Origin of the sequence: Gluconobacter japonicus, from assembly GCF_002723975.1 — a bacterium.
Classification (GTDB): Bacteria; Pseudomonadota; Alphaproteobacteria; order Acetobacterales; family Acetobacteraceae; genus Gluconobacter; species Gluconobacter japonicus.
In genome coordinates this window covers 1-25,461 of sequence record NZ_BEWO01000003.1, presented here as the reverse complement: position 1 = coordinate 25,461, position 25,461 = coordinate 1, and the positions used below count along the sequence as shown (strand labels likewise).

Genomic DNA, 25,461 nt, shown 5'->3' with positions numbered 1-25,461 from the left:
GATTTTTGTCAAAGCCATCTGGCCACCCGTGGGTTAATGGCGTAAGGACTTCGCCTGTGCCGTGATCACGCCCTTGTGGGAGTCGTCACGGACTTGCGAGGAGTCCCGTGGAAAGTTCGTCGAACAGTCCGTTAGTTGGCAGCAAGGTCACAACCTGATGCTTACGGAAGTTAATCTCTTCGGCGTCTTTGTCGCACCCCTTTCAATCTATGCCGTTGCAGCAGTGTTCGTGACATTGCTGTTGAGAAGCATTCTGTGGCGGACCGGCGCCTTAAGCTGGTTCTGGCACGTCGCTCTATTTGAAATAGCGCTCTATGTCTGTGTTCTCTGTCTGCTCATCCTTTACGTCTAGGAGGGGTCGGCTATGAACTGGACCCGCAGTGTGATCCGCGTTCTGCTGACTCTGATTGTCCTTGCCATGGCTATCGGCCTTGGCCGGACCATGTGGGACATTTACGTTCTCGCGCCGTGGACCAGAGATGGTCGTGTTCGCGTTTATGTCGTGGATGCAGCCCCTGAAGTGTCAGGAACAGTGGTCTCTGTTCCCGTAGTGGATAACCAGTTCGTCCATCGCGGTGATCCGCTGTTCGTGCTTGATCCGGTGCGTTTCCGCCTTGATATTGATGCGGCTCGTGCGCGCCTTGCCGGTGCGGAAGAAGACCTGAAGCTTCGCTCTTCGGATGCCAAGCGCCGTATGGGGCTGGGTGGCATTGTTTCTGCTGAAGAGCAGGAAGACTTCAACTCGAATGTCGAGACGCAGCGGGCCAAGGTCAATGCGGCGAAAGCTGAACTGAATACCGCTCTGCTCAATCTTCAGCGCTCGACAGTCTATTCGCCAGTTGATGGGTACATTACCAACCTCAATCTTCGTGTCGGTGACTATGCCCATGCTGGTCAGCCCGGTCTGGCAGTGATTGACGCGCACAGCTACTGGATCAACGGATACTTTGAAGAAACCAAGATGCACGGCGTGCATGTCGGTGACGAAGCCCGTGTGAAGCTGATGGGATACAAGCAGATCCTTCCTGCGCACGTCGTCAGCATTGGTCGTGGTATTAATGACCGCAATGGTGTCTCAGATCGCCTTGGCCTGCCGGATGTAAATCCGATCTTTACCTGGGTCCGACTGGCGCAGCGTATTCCGGTTCGTCTGGAACTGGATAACGTTCCGCCGGAAATCACCCTTGCGGCCGGTATGACCGCGACTGTCACGATCGGCCGCGAAACGCCCGGCGCCCGTGGCAAGCTGACCACCTGGCTGCAGAATCATCTCTGATCATGTCCCGCAAACTCCTTACCCTCGCTCTTAGCACCTGTCTGTCGCTTACGGCCTGCACCGTTGGGCCGAATTTCAAGCCAGACAGGATCAAGGTGCCTGACTCTTTCGTTGAGCAGCCTCATTCGGTGACGGCAGAGGAGATTGCCCGAACGGAAGCGGACATGAAGGACTGGTGGGCGCAATTCCACGATCCCATGCTGAACGAACTGGTCGAGCAGGCGATCAAAGGGAACTACGACCTTCAGATTGCGTCCCAGCATATTGTGTCCGAGCGTGCTGTCCGTCGACAGGCGCAGGCAGCTTGGTATCCGCAGCTTGATGCGGCTATGGGCGGCGGTGATGACCGGTATTCCATCAATGTGGACAACTGGCCGCTCCGTCCTGGTAATCCCGCAAACCGCCCTCAGGCGTCTGTCCTGACCTATGGTGCGCGTGCGAGCTGGGAAATTGACCTGTTCGGGCATATTTCCCGTCAGGTGGAAGAGCGCAAGCGGCTGGTTGAAGAGTCCATTGAAAACCGTCGCGCCATTCTAGTTTCGCTGCTGTCTGAACTGGCATCGGATTATGTATCGCTTCGCGGCGTGCAGGAGCGGTTGGCTGTTACGGAACGCAGCATTGATGTGGCACAGCGCTCGCGTGAATTGACGGAAAAGCTTTATACGCACGGTCTTGGCAATACACTGGCTGTAGCGCAGGCGCAGACCGAAGAGCATCTCGAACGCTCACGGCTTGCCCCTCTCCACTCGCAGGAAGAGCGACTGATCCATGCGATTTCCGTGCTTCTGGGTGAAATGCCCGGCAAGCTTGAAGAGGAGCTGGATGTTCGCAAACCGCTGCCAACGGTTCCGACGTTCCCTGCGTCCCTGCCGTCGATTGTTCTGGCCAACCGCCCGGATATTCGTGCGGCTGAGGCACATTATGCTGCTGATACCGCGCAGGTGGGTGTAGCGGTCGCGAACCTCTATCCGAAGTTCATGATCCCGCTGACGTTCAACCCGAATGCCTCGGCGGCTTATCAGGCGTTCCAGATGGGCGGTATGGCCTGGAGCTTCATGATGATGGCGTCTTTGCCTGTCATTCATGGTGGTCGCTATACCGCTGAGATTGCTCAGGCCCGTGCAGAAGCAGAAGCCAGCCGGTTGGTCTATCGCAAGACAGTGCTCAAGGCGTTTGAGGAAGTTGAAGACTCACTGGGCGACTGGCGGCATGACGATGAACTGGTCAGTCAGCTTGAAGATGCTGCCCGGGATTCTGGTCTGGCCCGTGACAGGGCTCAGAAGCTGTTTGGTGCTGGTCTGACAGGATATCTGAATGTCCTGACCACCGAGCAGACGGCTCTGACCGCGCAGGATCAGGCCGTTGTCGGGCGCACGGCGCGCCTGCGCGATGCTATTGCACTTTATACAGCCATGGGCGCTGGCTGGCAGGGACGTCAGCTCACAGATACGCGTCTGCCGGTTGAAGTTGGGAAGCAGAACGCTCTGGCGCGTGCCTTTACGCGCTGAGTGAAAAACGTGGCGGTGCGTTGTTGTCCGTGGCAGGTTTCGGGGTGTGTCACGCAAGGGGACTGAGATGTATCGTTTCCGCCGCTACCTGTTTCTTCTGGGGGTGTTTGCCCTCCCGCCTTCGACTGTACTGGCTGCGACGGAAAGTCCTGTCGAGGCGCCGGGTCCTCAGGGTGTACTGGCAGGAGCTTTCTTGGATGCGGGAGCGAAAAAGCCGGTTGTTCTTCTCATTCCCGGCTCTGGTGCTACCGATCGCAACGGAGACAGTCTGACCTCCATAAAGCCCGCGACCCTTCGTCTGCTGGCAGAAGGGCTGGCAGAACATGGGATTTCTTCTGTCCGTATCGACAAGCGGGGTATGTTCGGAAGCGCGCGGGCTATTCCCGATGCCAATAACGTCACAATCCATGAGTACGTCACGGATGTGCAAAGCTGGATAAACACAATCCAGCATCAAACTGGCATTTCCTGTGTGTGGGTTGCAGGTCATAGTGAAGGTGCGCTTGTCGCTCTCGCTTCGGCGTCCTCGGTGAAGCCTCTATGCGGATTAATCCTGCTGTCTGCGCCAGGGCGATCAATAGGAGAAATCCTTCGGAGTCAGCTCCATGCGGCCCCTGGCACACAAAGCATTCTGCCTCAGATTGATGGAGCGTTGAATGATCTTGAAGCAGGGAAAACTGTTGATCCCCAGACGCTGCATCCGGGCCTGCGCACCCTTTTCCGCTCTAATGTTCAGCATTATCTGATGGATGAAATGCGTTATGACCCGGCAAAATTGGTGGCTGCCTATCAAGGTCCCACGATGCTGGTTCAGGGTGGGCGGGACACGCAGATCAGTCCGACAGCCGATTTTGATCTTCTCAAAGCTGCTGCGCCAAAAGCGGACGCACTGTATCTGCCAGAGGCCAATCATATGCTGAAGGATGTTCAAGGCACCGACAAAGCGGATTTTATGAAGGCTTATACAGACTCAACTGTGCCTTTGGATCCAAAACTTGTCCCGCATATTGCAGAGTTTGTCCTCAGTCATTGACCCGGAGCGACGGGCGTCACACATCTGGGATAACGGAGGAACAGTATATATGGCACAGGATGGACATCCGGCTGAGGACTACCTCAGCCCCAGGTTGGAAAGCCTGATTGCAGACGGCGTTAAGGCGGGTTTTGCGCGTAACGTTGTGATCGCAGTCCTGATTGACCTGCTGGATGATGGTCCGGCAGATGATGCGGAGGTGAGATGAAAGACCCTTATTCGGTTCTCGGTGTTGCCAAGACAGCGACGGACAAGGAAATCCGCAGCGCGTACCGGAAGCTGGCCAAGCAGTATCACCCTGACCACAATCCTGACAGCAAGGATGCCGAGGAAAAGTTCAAGGCTGTCGGGCAGGCCTATAACATCATCGGAGACAAGGAAAAGCGCGAGCGCTTTGACCGTGGCGAGATTGATGCCGAGGGGCAGGAACGCGGGCCATTTGGTGGCGCAGGGTTCGGTGGTGGGCCGGGCGGCGGCGCGCATGGGTTCCAGGGCAATTTCAGTCAGGAAGACCTAGGGTCGTTCTTCTCCGATATGTTCGGGGGCGGTGGCTTCAGTGGGGATTTTCGTCCCGGTGGCGCTGCCGGACGGCGGGCCTCAAAAGGATCGGATCGGCGGTTTTCCGTAACCATCAGTTTTGAACAGGCTGTTCTGGGCACATCTCTTGATCTTGCTTTGGGAGAAGGAGGGCATACGGAAGTGCGAGTGCCTCCCGGAGTGGAAGACGGCCAGACCTTGCGTGTTCGTGGCAAGGGAGCTCCCGGTCGTCCGGGGATGGATGGACAGCCGGGTGTTCCGGGCGATGCGCTTTTGACCATCAGTGTCACACCTGACAAGCGTTACACCCGCGACGGGCGTAATCTGCGCATCACCCAGAATGTGGACCTGCGAACAGCGGTTCTGGGCGGTAAGGTGACGGTGTCGACGCCGAAGGGGGATGTTGCGGTCAAGGTGCCCAAGCATTCTGACAGCGGGAAGGTTCTCCGGCTGGCGGGGCGTGGCGTTGGTGCAGACAAGAAGCATCCGGCAGGTGATCTGTTCGTGACCCTTCAGGTGCATATCGGGACTGTCTCGCCTGAGCTTGAAGCCTTTTTTGCTGCTCAGGAGGTCTGAAAATGGGCATGGTCCGGCGCGCGAAAGCGCGTCTGCCAGACTGGCCATGGCGGCAGATCATTGGCGGTATTTTCGCGATTATTTTTGTCGTGGCTCTAAGCATCATGGGAGCGCATGCGCTCATCCTCGCCGGGGAGTGGCATTTGCCCTAAAGTAAGGCCCGTCTTTGCTTTTGACGGGTATTTCATGGCGTCCTTTTCTTCTTCTCCCGCTGTTCAGGATACCGGGGCGCAACGCCGCCGGGCCTTTACTGTCGTACTGGCAATCGAGCTGTGGGAACGGTTCGGCTATTACGGGATGCAGGCCGTTCTGACGCTGTTCATGGTGCAACAGCTTCGGATGGCAGACACAGCGGCCAATCTGATGATGGGCGCTTTTTCCGCTCTGACATATATCACGCCAGCATTGGGTGGCGTTCTGGGAGACCGTGTTCTGGGAACGCGGCGGACCGTCGTCATGGGGACCGTGTCGCTGGCCCTTGGTTATGCCTGTCTTGCAGCGTCCCTGAATTCCACGACTCTTCTGTTGCTGGCTATGGCCCTGATTTCTACGGGGAATGGTTTGTTCAAGCCCAATGCGGGTAATCTGGTCAGGCGGATTTATGAAGGGGATGATGCGGCGCTGGATGCTGCATTTACGCTCTACTACATGTCCGTAAATGTCGGCTCGACCGTTTCGATGTTGCTGACGCCGTGGTTACAGGTCCATTATGGGGCGCCAGTTGCCTTTGCCACATGCTCCGGAGGGCTTGTTGTCGGGTTGCTCTATTATCTGTGGCGGTCCAACTGGCTGGATTATACGGCCAGTCCGATCGAGCAGAAAGGTATCCCACTCAGTCGTTTTGGGCTGGTGGGGCTGGGATTGCTGCTGCTGACGCTTTTCAATGCGTGGATTCTGAGCAGCGATGGTCTTGCAAGAATTTGCGTGATTGTTGCAGGGGTTGGTCTGGCCGTTATCTGGGCGGTGTTGTATGGCCGCGCGCCAGCAGAAGAGCGGCCCGGTCTGAAACTGACCTATCTGCTTTCCCTGCAGGGGACGATCTATCTGATTTATTATCAGCAGATGATTACGTCTCTCACGCTCTATGCCTTGCGGGATGTGTCCGGTGATTTCAAAATTGCTGGCGTCACGATCCTGCACATGTCTGCCGGACAGTTCCAGGCTCTCAACTCGCTCTGGATCATGGCGCTCAGCCCGATACTGGCCACCGTGTACAATCGCTTCGGTGCACAGGGCCGGGATCTGTCTATCGCCCGCAAGATGTTGATCGGATATGCGATGGTCGCACTGGCCTTTGGTGTCTGGTGGTTTGCAACGGCGGCAACGACGGGCCTTGTTTCTCCATGGATCATGGTTGTGGGCTACGGGCTGCTGTCCTTTGCGGAATTGCTGACCAATGGTCTGGGGCTGGCCATTATCGCCCGTTACGCTCCGGCAAGGCTTGGTGGTTTCATGATGGGCGGCCTTTACCTGCTTTGGGGCATTGCCATGTATGTGGGCAGCGTTATTGCGAATGAGGCTGCCATGCCGGCCGATGTGGCGACATCTGCTGGCAATGTTCTTTATGCGGGTTTGTTCCGGACGCTTTGTGAAATTGCCGTTGCGATTGTCGTGATTCTGGCCTGTATCGAGCCTTTGACGCGGCGTTGGGATCGACAACACATAACTGTGAACAAGAAACTTTCCACGATTTCTTGAACGTGAAACTTTTGTAATTCGGGAGAAAACCTAGGAAAATGATTGGACATCATTTGTCTTAAATCTCCCGAGGGTGCCGATTAGGAAAACAAGCGTCTTCCTCTCTCTATTCCGGACCGGTATCGGCCTGTATTGGACAGTCGTTCACGATTTTCCAGCTACAGGCCACGCGAGAGGGACACGCGAAAAGAAATGCAGAGGTATAGAAGCGGTTTGACGAAGGCTCTGGGGACGGCCTGTCTTTTGAGTACGGCTCTGTCCACATTCCAGATTGCATACGCCGAAACGGCTTCTGCATCTTCTCAAGGATCGGCAGAGCAGCCTCGCGCCCATAACAGTGCGGGTCATCCGGTTCTGCGCACGAAATCCATCCAGCCCAGCCCTCTGCTGGTCAAGCCCGCGCCGACGCCCTCACATCTGGCGGGTGTGCAGCCTTCTGATACGACGGAAAACCGTTTCTTCCCTGCCAGTTTCCACGATTGGTTGACCCAGAGCACCATGACAGGGGACTGGGGCGGCTATCGGACCTGGCTGACGGAAAAAGGTATCAATATCGGCGGGCACTTCCTGCAGGACAGCGCTGGCAACCCTATGGGGGGCAAGGCCAAGACCGTTAGGTATGCGGATGAGTTTGGCCTGAATATTGACCTTGATCTGAAGCGGCTGACTGGCTGGAACCTTGGTCTCTTCCACTTCCTGAGTACGGCCCGACAGGGTCTGGGTATTGGCGCCAAGCTCCCGGCGCTGGATAGCCCTCAGCAGATCTTTGGATCGGGTGAAACCGTCCGCCTGACCCGTCTGTCATGGGAAATGCCGTGGAACCGGTATGTCTCCACGGAAGTCGGTGAAATCAATACCGAGAACGATTTCGAACAGTCCTCCATGTACTGGGGCATGAGCCAGTACTGCCAGTTCGAGTCCAACGCCATCTGCGGTATGCCGCAGTCTGTCGCGATGAACTCGGGTTATGGATATTACCCGACGGCGCATCCGGGTGCGTGGGTGAAGTTCTACCCCGCCGGGAACAATCATTATCTGATTCAGTTTGGTGCGTATTCGGTCGATCCGACGATTGCCAATACGCATAACGGCTGGAAGATGAACCTTCATGGCGCAACGGGCACGTACGTTCCGTTCCAGCTTGGCTGGCATCAGGGCGGCAAGGATGATTACAGCGGCCCGCTTCAGACCAATATCAAGATTGGCGGCTACTGGGATTCTTCTCAGGTCAAGAATGTTTACGGTCAGCTTGGAACATTCGGCGTTCCGACGGAATATCTGATTTCGGCGCCAGTCCAGCAGGTGCGTGGTCGGTTTGGTGGCTGGTTCCAGTTTGACCGGATGCTGGAGCGTGACAAGGCGGATCCGAACCGTGGAACATCGTTCTTCGGCTCTTTCACCTGGGGTGATCCGCGTACGGCAATTGCGCCTTACTTCATCACATGGGGCATCACGCGCAAAGGCACCTTCAAGGACCGCCCGAACGACACGATCAGCCTTGGCATGAAAATGCTGTGGGTGAACCCGAAGCTGACCATCTGGGCGCGCCAGATGCAGGCGGCGGGGGCAACAGGGCTGTATAAGCCTTCTGAAGAACATGCCATCGAACTGAACTACGGCTGGCGCCCGACCCCGTGGCTCGTGATCCGGCCTGGTGCGCAGTACATCATGCATCCGGGTGGTACCAACCGGTACAAGAATGCGCTGCTGATGGATTTCGAGACAGGTATTACGTTCTAAATTTCGGCTCGGAGCAGATATGAAAAACGCGCCCCTCATCATGGGGGGGCGTTTTTTTTTGTGCCTGATCTCTGATGGGAAATCAGAGATCGGTTGTGAAAGAGAACTTGAACGTCCGAGGGAGGCCCTGAAGCAGATAGCCGTTGAACGCTGAAGACCAGTAACGGGTATTGGCGATGTTATCGATGCCGAAGCGCAGCGTGACGGGCTTGTGATAGGTTGTGAACGTGTAGCGTGCGCCCAGATCAAAGCGTGTCCAGACCGGAATATGAAGGGTGTTGGCCTGGTTGACCCATTGCTTGCCCGTGTTGACGACGCGCCCGACCACCGTTGCACCTTTCAGGAAGGGCAGGTCATATTCCAGATTGCCGTTGATCGTGTAGTGGGGCACGCCGATCGCCGTGTTGCCATTATAAGTCCCGCCGGCTGTGCGGCGTAGAGCGGCCTGAATGAGAGTGCCGCCACCATTGAAGCGTAGTCCGGGAAGGATCTGGCCGTTGACGGTCAGTTCCATACCGCGGTTTCGCTGGAGGCCGTTGACACGATAGATGTAGTTTCCGGTTGTTCCCAGCGCTTCAGAATATGCATTGGGCTGAGCGATTTGATAGAAGGCCAGACCTGCACTGAACCGTCCGATGTCGTATTTCGCACCGATTTCGTACTGGGTGGATTTGTAAGGCGGAAAGACTTCGCCAAGATTGATGACATTTCCTGAGGCCACCGCGCCTTTGGCCAGACCTTCGATCCGGTTGAAGTACACGGATGTCTGGCGCGTTGGATGGATGACCAGCCCCACAACCGGTGTGATGGCGTCCTGGTCGTAATGACTGGACTGTGCGCCGCGCCCGGTCTTGCTATAGGCGTATCCGTTGATCAGCATGTTCTGGTAGCGGAACCCACCGGTCAGCGCGACGCGACCGTTCAGAAACGTCATCGTGTCTGAAAAGAACAGGCTGTAAAGCCGTGTCCAGCTTGTTGTCTGTGGGTTATCCAGTACGCCGCCAACAAATGTCTCAGCGGGGGCGGCTTTCTGCGGCGTGTTGTAAAGATTGGTGGTGAGAGGGGTCAGGGACATCGCATAAGCTGCACCGGTATCTTCCCAAAGGGCCGATCCACCGGCGTTGACTTCATGTTTGATGAAGCCTGTGCGGAAATGCGCGCGAACGCCTGCGCGCGTGCTTTCGTTTGCCTGGGAATACGGCACATACATGGCTCCGGCTGTTCCGTCGCCTGTCGTGGGATTGGTGATGGTCGGGGTGGAGTAGTTGCCTTTTTCATCGCCGTGAAGGGCACCAAATGCGCCGTATAGCGTGACATTTTTCGAGAGGTCGTGCTCGATATTGAGCATCCCGAAAATGTAGTTCAGATCGTTATAAGCCCATTTTTGCCCGTAATTATGGGATGGCGAAACGGCACGCGGCACGGATGTGACTGCGCTACCCAGGAAGATTGCGGGTCTGCCGCCATCGACGCCCTGGTTCTGATAATTCATGTCCATTGAGATACGGGTGCTGTTATCCCGGCTGTGCCAGTCAAAATCTGCACCCAGAGCCGTCGAATGGCGATATTCGTTATTGATGGAATCTTCGCCCGATTGTCCTGCGACATTCAGCCGGACACCAAATTGTTTTTCCGTTCCGAAGCGCCGCCCGACGTCGATGCTGCCGTCTCCCATGGCGCTGCTGGTATACCCTGCGCTCAGGCGCGTAATCGGAGCATCCGTGGCGTGTTTGAACATGAGGTTGATGTTGCCGCCGATGGCTGACCCGCCCGGTGCAGCCCCGTTCAGAAATGCGCTGGCTCCATTGAGAACCTGCACGCTGTCATAAAGCTGTGGAGAGACGAGCTGGCGGGGGGTGATGCCGTACAGGCCGTTGATGGCGACGTCGTCTCCGTTCACGGCGAAGCCACGAATGACGAACATCTCCGAGAAATTGCCGTATCCATACGTGGTGCGGACAGAGGGATCGTTTTCCAGAACCTGTCCGAGCGTCTGGGACTGCTGGTTCAGGATCATGCTGGAAGAATAGCTGCGGATGTTGAAAGGCACGTCCAGGCCTTTCTTGTTTCCCAGAACACCAAGCTGACCACCGCTTGTGACTTCCATCTGGTTCCGGCGCTTTGCCCTAACGACGATTTCTTCGTCATTCGGAGTCGACGTTTTTGAAATGGGGGCTGTGTTCTGGGTAGCCTGCTGCGATGCAACGGAAGAGCTGGTCGCGGCTGTCGCAAGGATAGGGAAGGTGGTGCCGGCGAGGAGGATGCAGGCCAGGCGGCTACGGGATCGGGCAGGTCTGGTGTGGAAGATCGGATGTACGCGCACGATGAAAGCCTCGAGAGGAGGAGAAGGTGAGTGCTACATACGGGAATGAGAATTAATCTCAAATAGATTGATGTAACGTAATATGATTTTGGGCACAGCGTGGCTTTTGGGTCATGACACAAGCGAAGCCCGAAAGAGGCTTCGCTATGTCGTCAGAGGCAAGGTGGGCTGCGTCAGAGCACGACTGTGAACTGGACCCCCAGGACCGCCGCATCATGGAATGTCGTCGTGGCACTTGGGCGCTGGATGTACTGAAAGTCCGGCTGGATCGCCATCGCACGGGCAACATGCGCGCTGTAGAACAGTTCGTACACGTTCTCATGGCTCTGCGGACCATAGACCGCGCCCCATTGTGTATCCTGATAAGGAAGATTGAGGTTTTTGGAAGATTCCTGCTGGAGGGCGGCGGTCGTACTCATGTCGAAGTGCTGCCACATGGCGCCAACCGTATCGAGCGGTCGTCCCCACGCTTTGCCTGTATCCAGCATTCCGACCCATGTGTGATCACGCATGGAAACCGTCTGGCCGTCACTATACATGGCGCCTGCCATGAGGATCAGACCATTGGTATCGCCCGGGCCATTGCGCATAAGCATCTGGTCCATGATGAGCCATGCACTGTTTCGGCCGGCTTCGTAGCGGCGAGGCAGGCCGGTCTGCTGCCAGGAGTTGCCGTGAATGTCTTCATACAGGTTGGGATAACGTGAGTTGTCGTAGGAATAACCAAGTTCGTAGTGGCCGACGAGGCGGTTTTTCCCAAAATGTGGCACCCATCCAATTTCAATGGGTGTTGAGAACTTGCCCAACCCGGATTGGGCCCACGACCAACCCGAGATGCCGCCGTTATAGGCATGAGGGCTGACCGCAAACAGACCGCCCATGATGTAGGTATCGACGGTTGGCATGACACGAACGATGGCTGCCAGGTTACCGGACGGCCAGTCACGGTTGCCTTCTGTATATTTGTTTGGTGCCGGGTTGCCGCATACCGCCACGTTCATGAAGTCGCAGAACAGGGGAGACGCTGCAAAGAAGGAGCCTACAGGAATCCAGCCAGCGCTGATGTCGATGCGGTTATGGTAAAAGGACGTCTCGCCATACATCGAGACCAGATGGGCAACCACGTTCCCGCGGGCACCGTAAATCTCCTGAACGGGCGCGATGGAATCCCCGAACATGCGCGACACGTTCTGACCGTGACCGTTGACGATCAGGGTGTGGGTCCAGAAATTCGGAATACCGGCCAGCTTGTTCCAGTCGACGTCCAGTTCAACGCCGACCTGACCCGTATCTGAATAGGCACGCTGCTTTCCACCGGTGATGTTTCCGGCGAATTCTTCGTTGATGGAAGCGAGAAGGTGAATGCCGTGATCCACCAACCAGGGCTGGATGCCACCCCAGTCTCCAAAGAAATGCTGTGATCCCATGGGTGCTGCAAAGAAGGACCCAGGGTCTGCGATGTCGTCGGAGGCTCCTGCGCTGCGAACGCCACGCATGTTTTTCTGCAAAAGAGGAACGCGGCGGCCTGTGTCCATGGGGTGAGGTGTGAGTTCGGATTTGCTGTTGCCGGCAGACGGTTCCGCAGAAGGGCCTGCTGTGGGTGTAGATCCGGAAGGAGAGGCCGCCTGTCCGAAGGCGTGTCCGGGCAGGAAGGCCAGTGTCGTGGCGGACAGGACGCCGAGCAAGGCCGAACGAAAAGATCCGGAACGAGGAACGCGAGCGGAAATAGGCAGCACGACCATGAGGCAGCAGGTCTCTCTTCTGTCTGATGATGGTGGGGTGGAAAACATGTTTTCTTCGTTGTTGTTCCCGTGATGGGACGAAGAAAATGAATTCCAATTTAGGGAGGGAGACATGGTGTGTCGCAGAACGGTCCCCCCAGTGTCAATGCGTCGAAGAGATTAAGCCGGGTTGGGATGATGGGATCTGTTGGATTGTGACGTTGTGTGGATGGAGACTTGTCGGGTCTGAATAATTGGCAACCTCGGGGTTTCTATAGCGTAAAGGAGGGTCTCTTATTTTTTTCAAGACACAGGAGGCAGCATGATGTTTTCTCGTTCCATGCTGAAACAGGCAGCTTCAGGGCTTGGCCTGGGAGCGATATTATTGGTGGGATCGGCTGCGGCCGATACGGCTACACCACCGGCTCCGCCTCCTGTTCCCGCAATGGACGCTCCTTTGCAGCTTGGAACGGTTTCTGTGCAGGGCAATAAGAGTGTTCCATCAGAGGATATTCTGAAGACGTTCGGTTACCAGTCTGGTCAGAGTGTGACCCGTGCTCAGCTTTCTGCGGCGCAAAAGCGTGTGGCAGATCTGTATCAGTCCCGGGGCATAGGGACGGATCTTGGCGAACAGATGCACATTTCCGCTGACAAGGTGGACGTAAAGCTTGTTCTTCGAGAGGAAGTTCCACGTAATCGCGAGGCGCGAAAACTCATTCTCGACAAGGTCGCCTTTGACGGAAACAGCAGCGTTCCAACACCGGCTTTGGCGGCGGCAACGCATCTGCAGGAAGGTGCGACTATCTCAGACGAGACGCTGGCTGCTGACGAAGTGGCGATCCAGAAGGTTTATCAGGAGAAGAAGCTGGGTGCTGAAATCCAGCCTCAGGTTGTCTACCCCAATCATGACAACCATTTGGTTCTGGTCTGGCAGATCAAGGAACGTGAGGGAGAGAGGACCCCGTACTGACCAGGCTTCGTGTCAGGACAGGGTTTCTGGGTCGAGTGGCTGTGGGGTTAGAACAGAAGGCAGGTAGAGCGGATGCTCCGGTCTGCCGCTCTTGCTAAGCCGTAGCGCAGTGACTTTGATGCCATGATGGCCCAGCATTCGGGCCACTTCGGTTCCACGGGGCCTGAGGGCTTTGGCCTGTGGGGCCCCATAGGCTAGAACGACCAGATCTGCTTTTTTCGCCATGGCCAGAAGATGGGTGTCATTGTCTGGCCCGATCGGATCTTCAACTTCCAGAAGGCGTTTCTGATCCGTACAGCGATAGGCAAAACTGTTGCCAACAAAAATGCCGCCATACCCCCATGCACGAGCGTAGCGCTGGCATTTGGCGACCGTTCGGTCGTCTCCGATCTCTGTGGCGACAGATGGGTTCATCATCAGCCACATAATCATCGGTTTGCTGTCGTCCCACACGCGCTCAAGTGTGTAACGGTAGCAGTCGCCGGGACCTGCATAGAGGGCTGTGCTGCGCACGTCTTCTGACAGGCGAAGGGGGCGTGCATGCCCAACATGATGTTGACCAAACAGGTCGGCAAAACCAGCCAGCTCCTTTTCAGGAGCGGGGTGGGAAGAACGGGACATGGCAGGGAAATCCGGAGGATGGTGTGACGGCGTTAGTGGCCGGCTTTAAGGGCTTTCACGGCAGCCAGTGCCCGTTCGACATGTTCATCCGGTGACATGGAGGCATAGGACAGAACGATATGCCCGTCCGGAGCAATCACATAGGACGTGCGGCTGGCCAGATGTTTTGCGGGCATCTTGGCCTTATAGGAGTTCGTTACGGTTCCGTTTGGATCTGCTGCAACAGGAAAGGCGCTGCGGCATTCGCTGACAGAGAATTTTGTCAGCTTGTCGATCGGATCCATGGAGATGCCAATAACGGTTGCGCCCATTTCCTTGAACTGCGGAATGGCCTCCGCGAAATCATGGGCCTCGATCGTGCATCCCTTGGTGAAGGCTGCAGGATAGAAATACAGGACAACCGGGCCTGTCTTCAGGGCATCGGCAAGATGATAGCTGAACTGATGTCCTCCCATGCTGGCCTGAGCCGTGAAATCAGGAGCGTGGGCTCCGGTTTCCAGTGCGGCATGGGCCGGGGAGGCAAGAGTGCCAATCGAAGCGAGGGCGCAGAAAGCGGAGATTGGCAGCAGAAGGCGCATAGGGTCAGTTCTGTTTCCTGAATGAGTGTCAGAATGTGCCGGGGGGGACCACGACACAGGGTGAACCGTGCGGCAGATGCTGGCAGGCTGCAAGAGCACTTTCATGCGTCAGACCGGTCAAACGTGCGCGATACAGATGGCCCTTGCCTGTTTTGACGCTGGCAACCTGTGTTCGTGCAGAAGCAACGGCGGCACCGGCGCGGCTGTGTGCCTGAGAGGCGGCTGTATTGGCCTGACTGGCATTGGCGAACGCGCCGACCTGAATCGCCCATGTGCGCGGTCCCGATGTATCCTGCTGAACGGGTGCCGCACGACGGGCAATGGGCGCGGGACCTGGCGACAGGCGATATTGCTGCTGGTTGGCGGCAGGCATGATGGCCATGATCGGCTGTGGCTTCAGGCGATGCCCGATGGGGATTTCCTGCGCGGTCACCTGACTGTCAGCCAGTTCGGTATCCATGCTGTTTGCAACGGTTGGTCGATAGGCTGCTGCCTGAACCGTTGGTGTGGGGGAGGTGATGCCGCGTGCTGCCCATGCGGCGCTGACGCTGCTCGGTCCTGCGGCAGGTGTCGCTGCGGAAGCCACGGCAATAGGCGTCTCTGGAACTTCGGCAACTTCTACGGGAGCGGCAGAAGACGCGCTCGTATCAGCAGTATCTTTGTGCGACCAAGCGGCACTGACAGCCTGACTGGTCGGAGAGGCCGGAGCACTGTTTTCTGCAATCTGGATCTGGGCGTTCGGATCATGCTGGGCGACCAGAAGATCTGCTGCCGAACGGTTATGAGGCGTTATGCCAGCAATCCGTGGTCCGATGGAAGCAACATACCGGCGCGTTTCACGCGGCAACGGACGTCCCCGGCGGAGGTAGCTGTCCAGACTTCCCGGACCATCGTTATAGGCAGCCAGAAATCCGGGAGAGCCATAAATATCGTACATCTGCCGGAGATAGGCTGTCCCGGCGAGGATATTGTCGTGCGGATCGAAAGGGTCGTCCCCGAGGCCGTATTGCTGACGCATGTCGTCATAAGTTGGTGGCATCAACTGGAGAAGACCCATGGCGCCGGGCGTCGAGGTTATGAAGTTGCCGTTGTGATCAAAAAGATGGCCACCGGATTCCTGTTGCATGACGGCCCGAATCCACTGTCCCGGCACGTCGAAACGTGCGGAGGCCTCTTCAATATAGGGACCCCATGGATCATCCGGTGGGCCTGGAGGGGCGTAATATGACTTGGCGTGGGCCCGGTATTTTGCAGCTTCCTGCGTTACGGGCAGGCGCGAGGTCGAACTCATGTCAGCTGTGTCAGCGCACGCCGCGAGCAGGCCAATCAGACCAAGTGCCAGACCGGAACGGAGGACGGTCTTGAAACGTGGAGTAGTCTGGGGCGGCACGGCGGAGCTGGGCATCGGGGCAGGGTACCTGACAAGGGAAGAACTGTCGCAACCTGCAAAGCATACACAGGGATTGCGGCAAAACTAGGAAAAATGACGAAAACCGGACGTTTTCCGGGAACCCTCTCTCCTTAAGAGCATGGCACATCGTTACATGGGGAAACTGCAGGGAGCCATCAAGGGGCTGCCAGCTTGCGGGATAAAGGTCTATGGGTTAGGCGGACCATATGAGCGCATTGTCTCCGGCCCCGACCGAACCTCACGTTGACAGTCTGTCGACGCCTGCTTCCGGCCTGATGAAGTTCGATCAGCGCCGTGGCAGTCCTGCCGCGCGTGCGTGGAATGATTTCTGCGAAACGCGTCAGCTCTGGCGGCTGGGTGTCATGCTGGGTTGGCTGGATATCAAGCTGCGCTATCGCGGGTCAGCGCTCGGCCCCTTCTGGCTGACCATTACGTCCGTCCTCATGGTAGCTTCCATGGGTGTTCTGTACGGGCGGCTGTTTCATCAGGATCTCAAGGTTTATCTGCCGTTTCTGGCACTGTCCCTGACGCTCTGGCAAACCGGTCTGGCCAGTCTTGTACAGGAATCCTGTACGAGCTTTCTGGATGCGGACAGCATGATCCGGTCCAGCCGTTTGCCTCTCCTGCTTCAGGCTGTTCGGGTTGTGGTCCGCAATGCCATCGTGTTCGGGCATAACATCATCGTGCCGATTGGTGTTTTTGCCCTCTATCATGTCTGGCCGGGCGCATCGGCATTGCTCGCTATTCCTTCGCTGCTGCTGTGGGGAATCGACGGTTTCGCGGCCTCAATGCTGCTTGGTGCGCTCTGTGCACGTTTCAGGGATATTCCGCCGATCGTTGGGGCCCTGATGCAGATCGTATTTTACGTCACCCCAGTCATCTGGCAGCCGGAGCAACTCGCGGGCAAGGCCAGGTTCCTGCTTTACAATCCGTTCTATGCCTTGCTGGAAATCGTTCGTGCACCCCTGCTGGGACATGTTCCGTCAGCAGGGGTATGGGGTGTGGCCGTTGGAACGAGTGCGGTGTTCTGTGCTCTGGCGATTTGGGTTTTCGTGCGTGTCCGGGCGCGTCTGGTGTTCTGGATCTGAGCATGACCCATATCCGTCTTGAAAATCTGTCCCTGTCATTTCCCGTTCTGCATGGCGCCTCGCGATCGCTGAAAAAGACGCTATTGGTGCGCGCAAAAGCGACCGTTACGAAGCCTGCCAGTGTGGGCGGTCGGATGCGCCTTGGCGCTGCTGCTTCTGATGCTGTTCTGGTTCAGGCGCTTTCCGGTCTGACGTTTCAGATTGAGGGCGGTGAGCGTGTTGGCCTGATCGGTCATAACGGGGCCGGGAAGTCCACGCTGCTTCGCGTTCTGGCCGGGATTTATGAAACGACCGATGGTGTGCTGGACATTGAAGGGGACAGTCATGCCCTGATTGATCCACAGTCCGGCATGAACCCTGAACTGACAGGCCGTGAAAACCTTCATCTGTTTGCGTGTCGGATGGGGGTAGCCAAGGAGCATATCGCCGGGCTTGAAGCGGATGTTGAGGCTTTTGCCGAACTGGGACCGTTTTTCGATCTGCCTGTTCGGCTTTACTCGTCTGGCATGGGAATCCGATTAGGTTTTGCACTGGCGACGGTGCCTCGTCCGAGCATTCTTCTGATGGACGAATGGTTCATGGCCGGTGATCAGCGTTTTCAGGACAAGGCGAAGAACCGGATGGAAGGCATGGTGGATGCCGCCGAGATCCTTGTCGTCACGTCACATTCCCTTCCGGTTCTGAGGAAATGGTGCACACGGATTCTATGGATGGAGGGGGGGCAGGTTCGCATGGACGGACCGACCCAGACGGTTCTGGATGCATACGAGGCGTCTCTGGCCTGAGTTCTGCGATTTGGTCTGACCCGAAGGGTGCGGTAGTCTTGGGCGAGTTTATCACCCTCATGGAGACAGACCATGTCTTATGCCGCAATTGATGCAGCCCGCGTTGCCAAGGCCGCCAAGTCTGCCCTGCAGACGCTCTCCACGGTCAAGGAGCAGTCCGAAGCGCATCAGCGCAAGACGATCATGATCGAGCGTATTGAAGCCCTTGCTACGGCCGCTGCCGAGACGAAGGACTGTAATCAGATCACGCTGACGTCTGAAGAGTTCTGGCTGATTTCCAAGAACTGGTAACAGCCTTTAGGGCAGGGGAGACCCTGCCTGTTACCGCTGGTAGGACGCGATTTCCACCAGATTGCCGTCAGGGTCCCGGCAATAAACGGACGTGATGGGGCCGAGAGCTCCCAGACGCGCCACAGGGCCTTCCGTCACCACAACACCGCATTTTTCCAGATGGCGGATAACGTCTTCGCTGGCGATCGCCGAGGTGAAGCAAAGATCGGACGTGCCCGGCTGCGCGCCCTCTGCCGTTTCCCAGCCCTCGGAATTTTCCGGGCGAAGATTGATCTTCTGCCCTCCGAAGCAGAGGGCCACGCGATTGTTCCGTCCGTACTCCTCGATATCCATACCGAGAACCCGCTGATACCAGGACGCCGAGATGGTCCTGTCACGGACGGTCAGAACGATGTGATCGAGGCGATCGACGGTAAAGCGCATGATGATCCCTTACGAGAACGGCGTCAGAGGCCCCGGAGCAAACCCTCCGGGGCGGAAGGTTTTCAGGTCGGCGGGCGCTTGCGGAAGGCTGCCAGACTGACGACTTCAGCCTCTTTCTTTTCTTCATCGGCAGGAGGCTCTTCGATCCGGACTTCCGGATGATGAGCCGGATCAATGTCGTCAGGCTCGACGGCGTCTTCCGGGATCTCGATGTCCTCATCATCCTGCATGGAACTGACAAAGCGCAGAGCCATACGGATATGCGGATCGGCAAAGGCCGTGATGGCTGAGACGGGAATGACCAGAATGCTGCCAACGCCCCCAAAGGACAGGCCGACGGAAATGATGTTCTTGTCGCGATCCAGCGCCAGATCCCAGAACTGGTGCTGAAGAACGATGGTCATTTCTTCCGGGTACTGTGCCCGCAGGCGAGCCGGAATAATAACGTCCGGGCGGTTGGTGCGGAATGTCAGATAGAAATGGTGGGCGCCGGGTAGGCCTTCTGCGGCAACATGCTCAATGGCACGCAGCATGACTTCACGGTAGGCGTCTTCCACCCAGTCGTCATAGGGGAGAAGGCTTTCCGGCAGTTCGTGTTCGAAGCCGTCCTGGCCGGTGTGATCGTCGTCGCTCATGGTCGCAAGCCTGATGTTTCAGTCAATCCTCTCAGGGATGCGACAGACCGGCCTGAATGGCAAGACGTTTTGCAGAAAAGGAAATTTGAGGTGGGAGGGCTTCTGTTGCCCGGTGCCCTCCCGAACCGCGCTTATCGCTTATGCAGCGACAGCGAGCACCTCAGAGTTATCGTTGGCACTTGTAAGTTTAGCCCGATGACGGTGGTACAATGCCGGGCAAAAGATAAGTCTTTACCATGCGCGTCGAGCCTGTTTCGTCCCCACAGATCCCTTTTGCGAGGGATTTTTTCTGGTGGAGACGCCGGGCACTGCCCCCGGGTCCACAACACTTATTTCACTTACCGTTTATCGCCATAGCCGGGGACGAACCCCTTGCACTGCTGAACATAGGAGTGCTGTTGCCGTCCTGCAAGGGGAAAAGACGAAGCGTGTGATGACAGCGGCCGGACTCGTCTCGAGCGGTGGCGGGAGATGTTTCGTCATGCTAGAGCCGCGCCCTATGGCACTGACATCCGAACAGCGCGCTGAGATCGAAGCTCAGCGCAACGAGCCCCAGCTGACCTCCCGCCCGACCGTTCCGGCGATGGAGAAACTCCTTTTCACGCCCATCGAAGTGCTGGACCATGGGTTCCTGCGCGTTGTCGATTACATGGGCGATGATGGGGCCGTCGTTCAGGCTGCCCGCGTGTCCTATGGTCGCGGTACGAAGAAGGTTTCCGAGGATGCGGGCCTGATCCGTTATCTGATGCGGCATCGCCATTCCACGCCGTTCGAAATGTGCGAGATCAAGTTTCATGTGAAGCTGCCGGTGTTTGTGGCGCGGCAATGGATTCGCCACCGCATGGCGAGCGTGAACGAATATTCTGCACGCTATTCCATTCTGGATCGTGAGTTTTACCTGCCCGCGCTGGACCAGGTTGCCTCCCAGAGCGCCTCTAATCGACAGGGACGGAGCGAGGCTCTTGATCCGGAGACGGCAGAGCGCGTTCTGGAGATTCTGCGTCGCGATGCGAGTCAGTGCTACGATGATTACGAGAGCCTGCTGAATCCGGATGAGACCGGTCTGGCCCGCGAGTTGGCGCGGATGAACCTGACGCTCAACACCTATACGCAGTGGTACTGGAAGATTGATCTGCACAATCTGATGCACTTCCTGGCCCTGCGCGCCGATCCGCATGCGCAGTACGAAATCCGCGTTTATGCTGAAAAAATGATCGAACTGCTGCATGCCTGGGTTCCCGCAACGGCTGCGGCCTTTGAAGAATACCGTCGTGGCGCATTCACGTTCTCGGCAGGGATGCTGAAGGTGCTGCGTCGTCGTCTGGCAGGCGAGGCTGTCACGCAGGAGACGTCGGGTCTGACGAAACGCGAATGGATCGAGATGAACGCCATCATCGATTCTGAAGCATAAGGACGGTTGCGTCCTGCATGAGCGATCTTGATAAAATTCTGAATGATCCTGCCCCTGTGCAGGAAGACCCTGTTCCCGGATTCGGCCCCCGGCCACCGCGGATGTGGCCATGGGCGATTCTGGCAGGATTGCTCATGCTCGCTTCGGTTTTTATTCATGTTTTCTGGCCTGTTCCGCCACATAAGCACATGGCTCTGTGCAAACATGGTCTGACGGAACACTGCTATAAAGTAGATCCGACAGCGGAAGACTGAAGGGCCGGTTTTTGTAAGTCTTACAGCCGGTGGATGATCTGTTTTTCCAGAATCGCTGTTTCTGAACGGATTCCCCTGAGAACGAATGTAGAAACCTGCCGGACTCACATTCCAGGACTCTTAATCAACAAACTTATCCACAGGGTTCTGCCCCGGAAAAGTGGATAACAAATTGCGCGTAGTTCTCTGAAGAGAATCGCGTCAAAGTCTTGATTTTCTGGGAAAAATCGTGGTGCCGGGTGAGGGATTTGAACCCCCGGCCTTCGGTTTACAAAACCGCTGCACTACCACTGTGCTAACCCGGCATCCACAGCCCGGCTTTTTCCATGCCGAGGCCCCTTTGGTCAAGCGTCAGAGAGACGATTTCTGTAATTTTCTCACTTTGATGGTGCCATGAGGCTTGGTGGAGGGGGGAGATGGGACGAGTTGTTCGTGAATCCATAGCCGTCAGATGAGAGCCCGTGATGGACGACAGGGGGGCGGGCGCAGGCTGAGAGGAGCAGCGCTGTTCCCAGAAGCAGAATACGGGTCATGAGGAAGCCTTTTCTTCAGATGCGGCAAGTGCGGCGGCAATGGTGGAGGCGAGGGCTGTATAGGCGCGTGCCGCTTCGCTGGCAGGGGCGGAGAGGATAATCGGAGTGCCATCGTCTCCGCTTGCCCGGATATCGGCCAAAAGGGGAATTTCCCCGAGGAAAGGAACACCAAGGCGTTTTGCTTCTTCCTGCGCGCCACCGTGACCGAACAATTCCGTCCGATGATTGCAGTTCGGGCAGCAGAAATAGGACATGTTCTCAACGACACCGAGAATGGGTGTTTCCATGCGTTCGAACATGGAGACGCCGCGTCGGGCATCCAGCAGGGCAATATCCTGCGGTGTGGAGACAATAACGGCTCCCCCCTTGGCCATCTTGGCCCCAAGCTTCTGGGCCAGCGTCAGTTGAGCGTCTCCGGTTCCCGGCGGCATGTCGATGACGAGGACATCCAGTTCCCCCCAGTCCACTTCTCCCAGAAACTGTGTCAGAGCCCCCATGACCATTGGTCCACGCCAGATCATGGCCTGATGTTCATCCACCAAATACCCGATGGACATGCTTTTCAGGCCCCAGGCCTCGATAGGGAGGATACGCCCGTCCACAACTTCCGGACGTGCATTCTTGCCCAGCATCCGGGGAAGGGAAGGGCCATAAATGTCAGCATCCAGAAGGCCGGTGCGTATGCCCTGCTTTGCCAGGCCGGCTGCGAGATTGACGGCTGTGGTGGATTTTCCGACGCCCCCCTTGCCAGAGGCTACGGCAACAACGGCTTTTACACCTGGCAGAAGCGTCTCCGGGGCATGACGGCTCGATGCGTTGCGGCTTTGACCACCCAGATTGAAAGGCCGGTGCCCACCGCCTGCCGGAGCATTGGCTGGTGGCGGCGTCGTGGCGCGATGGGCCGTCAGGGAGATGGTCGCACCTGTCAGGCCGGGAATGCGGGCGATTTCCGCTTCTACATGATGGCGGATTGGTTCCATGCGGGAGACATTGTCGCGCGACGTGGCAAGAGACACATGCGCGTGCCCGTCCCGCACTGAAACGCCTTCCAGAGAGGCAAAGGCCAGAACATTCGATCCCGGCCCGGCCTGTTCGCTTCCAAGAATTTCGGAGATGCGTTTCTCGGCACTGACAGACGGCGTGTCGGAAGGGGTAGTCGGGGGGGTATGATCGGTCATGCCAAGACTCTTTTCTGGAAAACGGCCTGTCTAGGAAAGCAGATGAGCCTAGCACAGGCATCTCCTGATCGCATCCTGAACTGCGGCATAGTGACGAGGAAGGGTCTTCTGCGTTAGCGTATCACCATGAGCAGATTGACCGCCCGCCTTGCCCTTTCCTGCGCCATTTCTCTGGTGCTGTCCGCCCCGTTAGCGCAGGCGCAGACGACATCACAGCCCTCTCCGGCTCCCGTTCCGGCGCCACGTTCGGTTCCATCGAGCTTTGCGGATCTGGCTAACCGGCTCCTTCCGTCGGTTGTGAATGTCTCTACATCAGCCGTGCTCAAGCCGGGGAAGGACGAGGACAAGGGGCCAGACTCCAGCAGTCCGGCAGGGCCGCAGGTACCGCAGTTTCCGCCGGGCTCCCCGTTGGAGAAGTTCTTTCATGATTACATGACACACAAGCCGGCCCCGAACCGTCCTCCGCGCCGGATGCAGGCGCTGGGATCGGGCTTCATTCTTGACCCGGCTGGCATCATCGTGACGAACAACCACGTCATTGAAGGCGCAGATCAGGTTTCCGTGACCCTTCAGGACGGGACAGAGCTTCCAGCGCGGATCGTCGGGCGTGACAGTCAGGTCGATCTGGCTGTGTTGGAAGTGAAGCCCAAACACCCACTGCCTGCGGTTCCGCTCGGGCATAGCGATGCGGCACGGATTGGTGACTGGGTGGTGGCCATTGGTAACCCGTTTGGTCTGAACGGCACCGTGACGGCCGGTATCATTTCCTCTCGTGGGCGGAATGTCGAACACGGTCTGTATGATGACTACATCCAGACTGATGCCGCCATTAATCGAGGGAACTCAGGTGGCCCCCTCTTTAACCTTTCCGGCGAAGTTATCGGCATCAACACGCTGATTTATGGTGGCGCTGGTGGAGATTCTATCGGCATCGGTTTCGCCATTCCTGCTGACGATGCACGCGGCATCATCTATCAGTTGCGGAAGACCGGGCATGTGTCCCGTGGTTGGATGGGACTGAAATTCCAGAACGTATCCTATGAGATTGCCGAGGATCTGGATTTTCATAAGCCGGACGGGACTGTGGGCAAGGGGGCGCTGGTTTCTGAAGTAGGGTCGAAAAGCCCGGCAGCGCAGGCAGGGCTTCAGGTTGGTGACATCATCACCCGCGTAGGGGATCAGGATGTAACGGGTCAGACCATGCCCCGTATCATTGCGTCCATTCTGCCGGGCACGAAGACGGAACTGACGGTTTGGCACAAGGGCAGTACCAAGACAGTGCCGATCACGCTGGCGCAGTCTCCGAATGCGCCGGATATGCCACCGTCTGACACGCATCAGCCGGCGCATACCAAGGCGGCTTTCGGCGAACTGGGCCTGACGGTTCGATCCATTGATGCCGAAATGCGCACACAATACGCCCTGACCGACGATCAGCGTGGTGTTCTGGTGGATCGGGTTGAGCCGTCCAGTCCGGCAACGTCGCGGGGTATCGCGGTCGGTAACGTGATTACGCAGGTTGGTCAGGATCAGATCGACACGCCTGATGCCTTCGCTAAGGCCATTCATCAGGCGCAGGAACAGAAGAAAACAGAAGTGCTGCTTCTGGTTCAGGATGATGATGGTCTGCGCTGGGTGCCTGTGCCTTTTCTCGGGAACTGATTGCGGGAACGGGCGCTGGAACGTCCCATGACAATTTTGAATGGCCTGATGCGGAAGTGGCTTCTTGTTCCGCCGCGGGGATCGAGCTGGCACGAGGTCATGCGGCCCGCAACGCGCCAGACCATCCGGGTTCTGGTCTCCATCGCTGCGGCATGGCTGGTCGGGTTTGTTCTGCATTTGCAGGAAACAATCTGGGCTTTGGTGACGGCGCTGATCGTCACTCAGTCGAGCATTACCCAGACGATGGCCACCGCGCGTGACCAGATTACCGGGACGTTACTGGGCGCTGTGGCAGGAACGATCGCTGTTTTGCTGGAACTCTGGACGGGTCAGCAATGGCTGTCCTTCTGGATTGTACTGACGCCTCTCGCTTTTCTGGCTGCAGTGCAGACGAATCTTCGGTTTGCCTGCATTACGCTCATGATCGTGTACCTGTTTCCCAGTCAGGGCAGTCCGTTCCTGCCTATGGTGACGCGCCTGACAGCCATTCTGATTGGTGTCATGGTCTCGCTGGTGGTGTCTTTTGTCGTCCTGCATAGCAGTGCCAGGAAGCAGGCTTTCCACACGTCGGGTCGTCTGCTGAGGAGGCTTGATGGATTGCTGGATGGCGCGCTGGATCAGGAAACAAGCTGGCGGGAAATTGAGAAGCGCAATGAAGCCTGCGTGACCCTGCTGATCGAACTGGAAGGCGCGGTTGAAGAGGCGCGGCGCGAGCGTTTCAGCGATCTGGAAAAGCGTGACCCGGTACTGGCTGCCCTCCCAAGGTTGATGCGAAGGCTCCTGAACGATACAATGCTGGTGGCTCGTGCAATCGCAACGGGCCGCGCAGCAGGCAATACGGGTCTTGTTCCGCTCTATAAAAGTCTCAGCCATGCACTTCGTGCCCTGGCTCACAGCTGTGAACAACGTCTCGTTCGGCAGCAGAACCGTCATCCGCATCAGCCGGAAGACAAAGACATCCTTGATCTTCTTCCCCGTCTGGAAGAGCAGACGCGCCCCGAAATGCGCTTTGTCATGTCCCTGTTCAAGGAAGATCTGCAACGCGCCGTTGGTGTCATCATGCGTGATGATGCTGGTGCAGCCAAAGGTCTCTGAGCGGCTCCTGTCCGCCTTGTGACGAAACCCTGGCACGATTACCCGCGTTTTTCGTGGGTCTCGTGGCACTATGCCCGGAAAGCCGATTCCCGTCAGTGGTCGGCCATCAGGAAT

26 protein-coding genes, 1 tRNA gene and 1 other RNA gene are annotated in these 25,461 nt (G+C 57.2%); 17 read left to right on the top strand and 11 right to left on the bottom strand.

Features of this window, described 5'->3' with window-relative positions:
* Positions 1–157 precede the first annotated feature (157 nt).
* The 9 genes from GJA01_RS02615 to GJA01_RS02585 all read left to right on the top strand — a co-directional run bounded on the left by GJA01_RS02615 (position 158) and on the right by GJA01_RS02585 (position 8,368).
* Complete coding sequence (locus tag GJA01_RS02615; RefSeq protein ID WP_007284708.1) at positions 158–352, top strand: DUF1656 domain-containing protein; 195 nt, start codon at positions 158–160, stop codon at positions 350–352.
* Positions 353–364: 12 nt separating this feature from the next.
* Entirely contained in the window at positions 365–1,276 is a 912-nt protein-coding gene (locus GJA01_RS02610) for an HlyD family secretion protein (RefSeq protein ID WP_023942144.1), read from the top strand.
* A 2-nt stretch (positions 1,277–1,278) separates the two neighbouring features.
* A complete protein-coding gene (locus GJA01_RS02605) occupies positions 1,279–2,784 on the top strand; it encodes an efflux transporter outer membrane subunit (RefSeq protein ID WP_062504875.1) in 1,506 nt (501 codons plus the stop codon).
* A 67-nt stretch (positions 2,785–2,851) separates the two neighbouring features.
* On the top strand, positions 2,852–3,817 hold the full coding sequence (locus tag GJA01_RS02600; protein ID WP_062504877.1) for an alpha/beta hydrolase: 966 nt from the start codon (positions 2,852–2,854) through the stop codon (positions 3,815–3,817).
* A 49-nt stretch (positions 3,818–3,866) separates the two neighbouring features.
* Positions 3,867–4,025 (top strand): hypothetical protein, encoded by a 159-nt coding sequence (locus GJA01_RS15220; RefSeq protein WP_169925624.1) that lies wholly within the window; start codon positions 3,867–3,869, stop codon positions 4,023–4,025.
* The gene (locus tag GJA01_RS02595) at positions 4,022–4,930 is read left to right on the top strand and encodes a DnaJ C-terminal domain-containing protein (protein ID WP_010504586.1); all 909 of its coding nucleotides are present in this window, start codon (positions 4,022–4,024) and stop codon (positions 4,928–4,930) included. Before GJA01_RS15220 ends, GJA01_RS02595 begins: the two co-directional genes overlap by 4 nt.
* A gap of 2 nt (positions 4,931–4,932) precedes the next feature.
* Positions 4,933–5,082 carry a hypothetical protein gene (locus tag GJA01_RS15215; RefSeq protein ID WP_169925623.1) on the top strand — a complete coding sequence of 50 codons (150 nt, stop codon included), beginning with the start codon at positions 4,933–4,935 and terminating at the stop codon, positions 5,080–5,082.
* A gap of 34 nt (positions 5,083–5,116) precedes the next feature.
* Positions 5,117–6,628, top strand: a complete 1,512-nt coding sequence (locus GJA01_RS02590) for a peptide MFS transporter (protein ID WP_062504879.1) — start codon at positions 5,117–5,119, stop codon at positions 6,626–6,628.
* A 192-nt stretch (positions 6,629–6,820) separates the two neighbouring features.
* The gene (locus GJA01_RS02585) at positions 6,821–8,368 is read left to right on the top strand and encodes a carbohydrate porin (protein ID WP_062504881.1); all 1,548 of its coding nucleotides are present in this window, start codon (positions 6,821–6,823) and stop codon (positions 8,366–8,368) included.
* Between the two features lie 82 nt (positions 8,369–8,450).
* On the opposite strand, the gene GJA01_RS02580 is transcribed toward GJA01_RS02585, so the two are convergent.
* Together GJA01_RS02580 and GJA01_RS02575 are read right to left on the bottom strand one after the other, a co-directional pair.
* A complete protein-coding gene (locus GJA01_RS02580; RefSeq protein WP_062504883.1) occupies positions 8,451–10,691 on the bottom strand; it encodes a TonB-dependent receptor in 2,241 nt (746 codons plus the stop codon).
* Between the two features lie 173 nt (positions 10,692–10,864).
* Positions 10,865–12,433, bottom strand: coding sequence for a carbohydrate porin (locus GJA01_RS02575; RefSeq protein WP_062504885.1), 1,569 nt, complete (start codon positions 12,431–12,433; stop codon positions 10,865–10,867).
* Positions 12,434–12,734: 301 nt separating this feature from the next.
* On the opposite strand from GJA01_RS02575, the gene GJA01_RS02570 reads away from it, so the two are divergent.
* Positions 12,735–13,382 carry a POTRA domain-containing protein gene (locus GJA01_RS02570; RefSeq protein WP_062504886.1) on the top strand — a complete coding sequence of 216 codons (648 nt, stop codon included), beginning with the start codon at positions 12,735–12,737 and terminating at the stop codon, positions 13,380–13,382.
* A 12-nt stretch (positions 13,383–13,394) separates the two neighbouring features.
* Here GJA01_RS02570 and GJA01_RS02565 read toward each other — a convergent pair whose 3' ends face one another.
* The 3 genes from GJA01_RS02565 to GJA01_RS02555 are packed head-to-tail and all read right to left on the bottom strand — an operon-like array spanning position 13,395 to position 15,986.
* Positions 13,395–14,003, bottom strand: a complete 609-nt coding sequence (locus GJA01_RS02565) for a DUF1643 domain-containing protein (RefSeq protein WP_062504888.1) — start codon at positions 14,001–14,003, stop codon at positions 13,395–13,397.
* A 32-nt stretch (positions 14,004–14,035) separates the two neighbouring features.
* On the bottom strand, positions 14,036–14,581 hold the full coding sequence (locus GJA01_RS02560) for a peroxiredoxin (protein WP_061929549.1): 546 nt from the start codon (positions 14,579–14,581) through the stop codon (positions 14,036–14,038).
* Between the two features lie 28 nt (positions 14,582–14,609).
* Complete coding sequence (locus GJA01_RS02555) at positions 14,610–15,986, bottom strand: transglycosylase SLT domain-containing protein (protein ID WP_062504890.1); 1,377 nt, start codon at positions 15,984–15,986, stop codon at positions 14,610–14,612.
* 212 nt (positions 15,987–16,198) lie between these two features.
* On the opposite strand from GJA01_RS02555, the gene GJA01_RS02550 reads away from it, so the two are divergent.
* From GJA01_RS02550 to GJA01_RS02540, 3 genes are all read left to right on the top strand, one after another.
* Entirely contained in the window at positions 16,199–17,080 is an 882-nt protein-coding gene (locus tag GJA01_RS02550) for an ABC transporter permease (protein ID WP_062504892.1), read from the top strand.
* A gap of 2 nt (positions 17,081–17,082) precedes the next feature.
* Positions 17,083–17,865, top strand: coding sequence for an ABC transporter ATP-binding protein (locus tag GJA01_RS02545; RefSeq protein WP_062504894.1), 783 nt, complete (start codon positions 17,083–17,085; stop codon positions 17,863–17,865).
* Positions 17,866–17,937: 72 nt separating this feature from the next.
* Positions 17,938–18,156 carry a hypothetical protein gene (locus GJA01_RS02540; RefSeq protein WP_007283870.1) on the top strand — a complete coding sequence of 73 codons (219 nt, stop codon included), beginning with the start codon at positions 17,938–17,940 and terminating at the stop codon, positions 18,154–18,156.
* Between the two features lie 30 nt (positions 18,157–18,186).
* Here the strand turns inward: GJA01_RS02540 and GJA01_RS02535 are convergent, their stop codons facing one another.
* The 3 genes from GJA01_RS02535 to ssrA form a co-directional block, all read right to left on the bottom strand.
* Complete coding sequence (locus GJA01_RS02535) at positions 18,187–18,579, bottom strand: VOC family protein (RefSeq protein ID WP_010504611.1); 393 nt, start codon at positions 18,577–18,579, stop codon at positions 18,187–18,189.
* A gap of 62 nt (positions 18,580–18,641) precedes the next feature.
* A complete protein-coding gene (locus GJA01_RS02530) occupies positions 18,642–19,214 on the bottom strand; it encodes an SspB family protein (protein ID WP_010504613.1) in 573 nt (190 codons plus the stop codon).
* 91 nt (positions 19,215–19,305) lie between these two features.
* Positions 19,306–19,630: a transfer-messenger RNA gene (gene ssrA, locus GJA01_RS02525) on the bottom strand.
* An 83-nt stretch (positions 19,631–19,713) separates the two neighbouring features.
* Here ssrA and thyX point away from each other — a divergent pair.
* Positions 19,714–20,625, top strand: a complete 912-nt coding sequence (gene thyX / locus GJA01_RS02520) for an FAD-dependent thymidylate synthase (protein ID WP_023943548.1) — start codon at positions 19,714–19,716, stop codon at positions 20,623–20,625.
* Between the two features lie 17 nt (positions 20,626–20,642).
* On the top strand, positions 20,643–20,879 hold the full coding sequence (locus GJA01_RS02515; RefSeq protein WP_062502470.1) for a hypothetical protein: 237 nt from the start codon (positions 20,643–20,645) through the stop codon (positions 20,877–20,879).
* 230 nt (positions 20,880–21,109) lie between these two features.
* Here GJA01_RS02515 and GJA01_RS02510 read toward each other — a convergent pair.
* From GJA01_RS02510 to GJA01_RS02505, 3 genes are all read right to left on the bottom strand, one after another.
* Positions 21,110–21,184: transfer RNA gene (locus GJA01_RS02510), tRNA-Thr, on the bottom strand.
* 72 nt (positions 21,185–21,256) lie between these two features.
* Complete coding sequence (locus GJA01_RS15210; RefSeq protein ID WP_164473957.1) at positions 21,257–21,412, bottom strand: hypothetical protein; 156 nt, start codon at positions 21,410–21,412, stop codon at positions 21,257–21,259.
* Complete coding sequence (locus GJA01_RS02505) at positions 21,409–22,590, bottom strand: Mrp/NBP35 family ATP-binding protein (RefSeq protein WP_172794437.1); 1,182 nt, start codon at positions 22,588–22,590, stop codon at positions 21,409–21,411. The genes GJA01_RS15210 and GJA01_RS02505 overlap by 4 nt, the downstream gene beginning before the upstream one ends.
* Positions 22,591–22,716: 126 nt before the next feature.
* Between GJA01_RS02505 and GJA01_RS02500 the strand changes: the two genes are divergently transcribed.
* Complete coding sequence (locus GJA01_RS02500; protein WP_062502469.1) at positions 22,717–24,252, top strand: Do family serine endopeptidase; 1,536 nt, start codon at positions 22,717–22,719, stop codon at positions 24,250–24,252.
* A gap of 27 nt (positions 24,253–24,279) precedes the next feature.
* Complete coding sequence (locus GJA01_RS02495; protein ID WP_062502471.1) at positions 24,280–25,347, top strand: FUSC family protein; 1,068 nt, start codon at positions 24,280–24,282, stop codon at positions 25,345–25,347.
* Positions 25,348–25,461 lie beyond the last annotated feature (114 nt).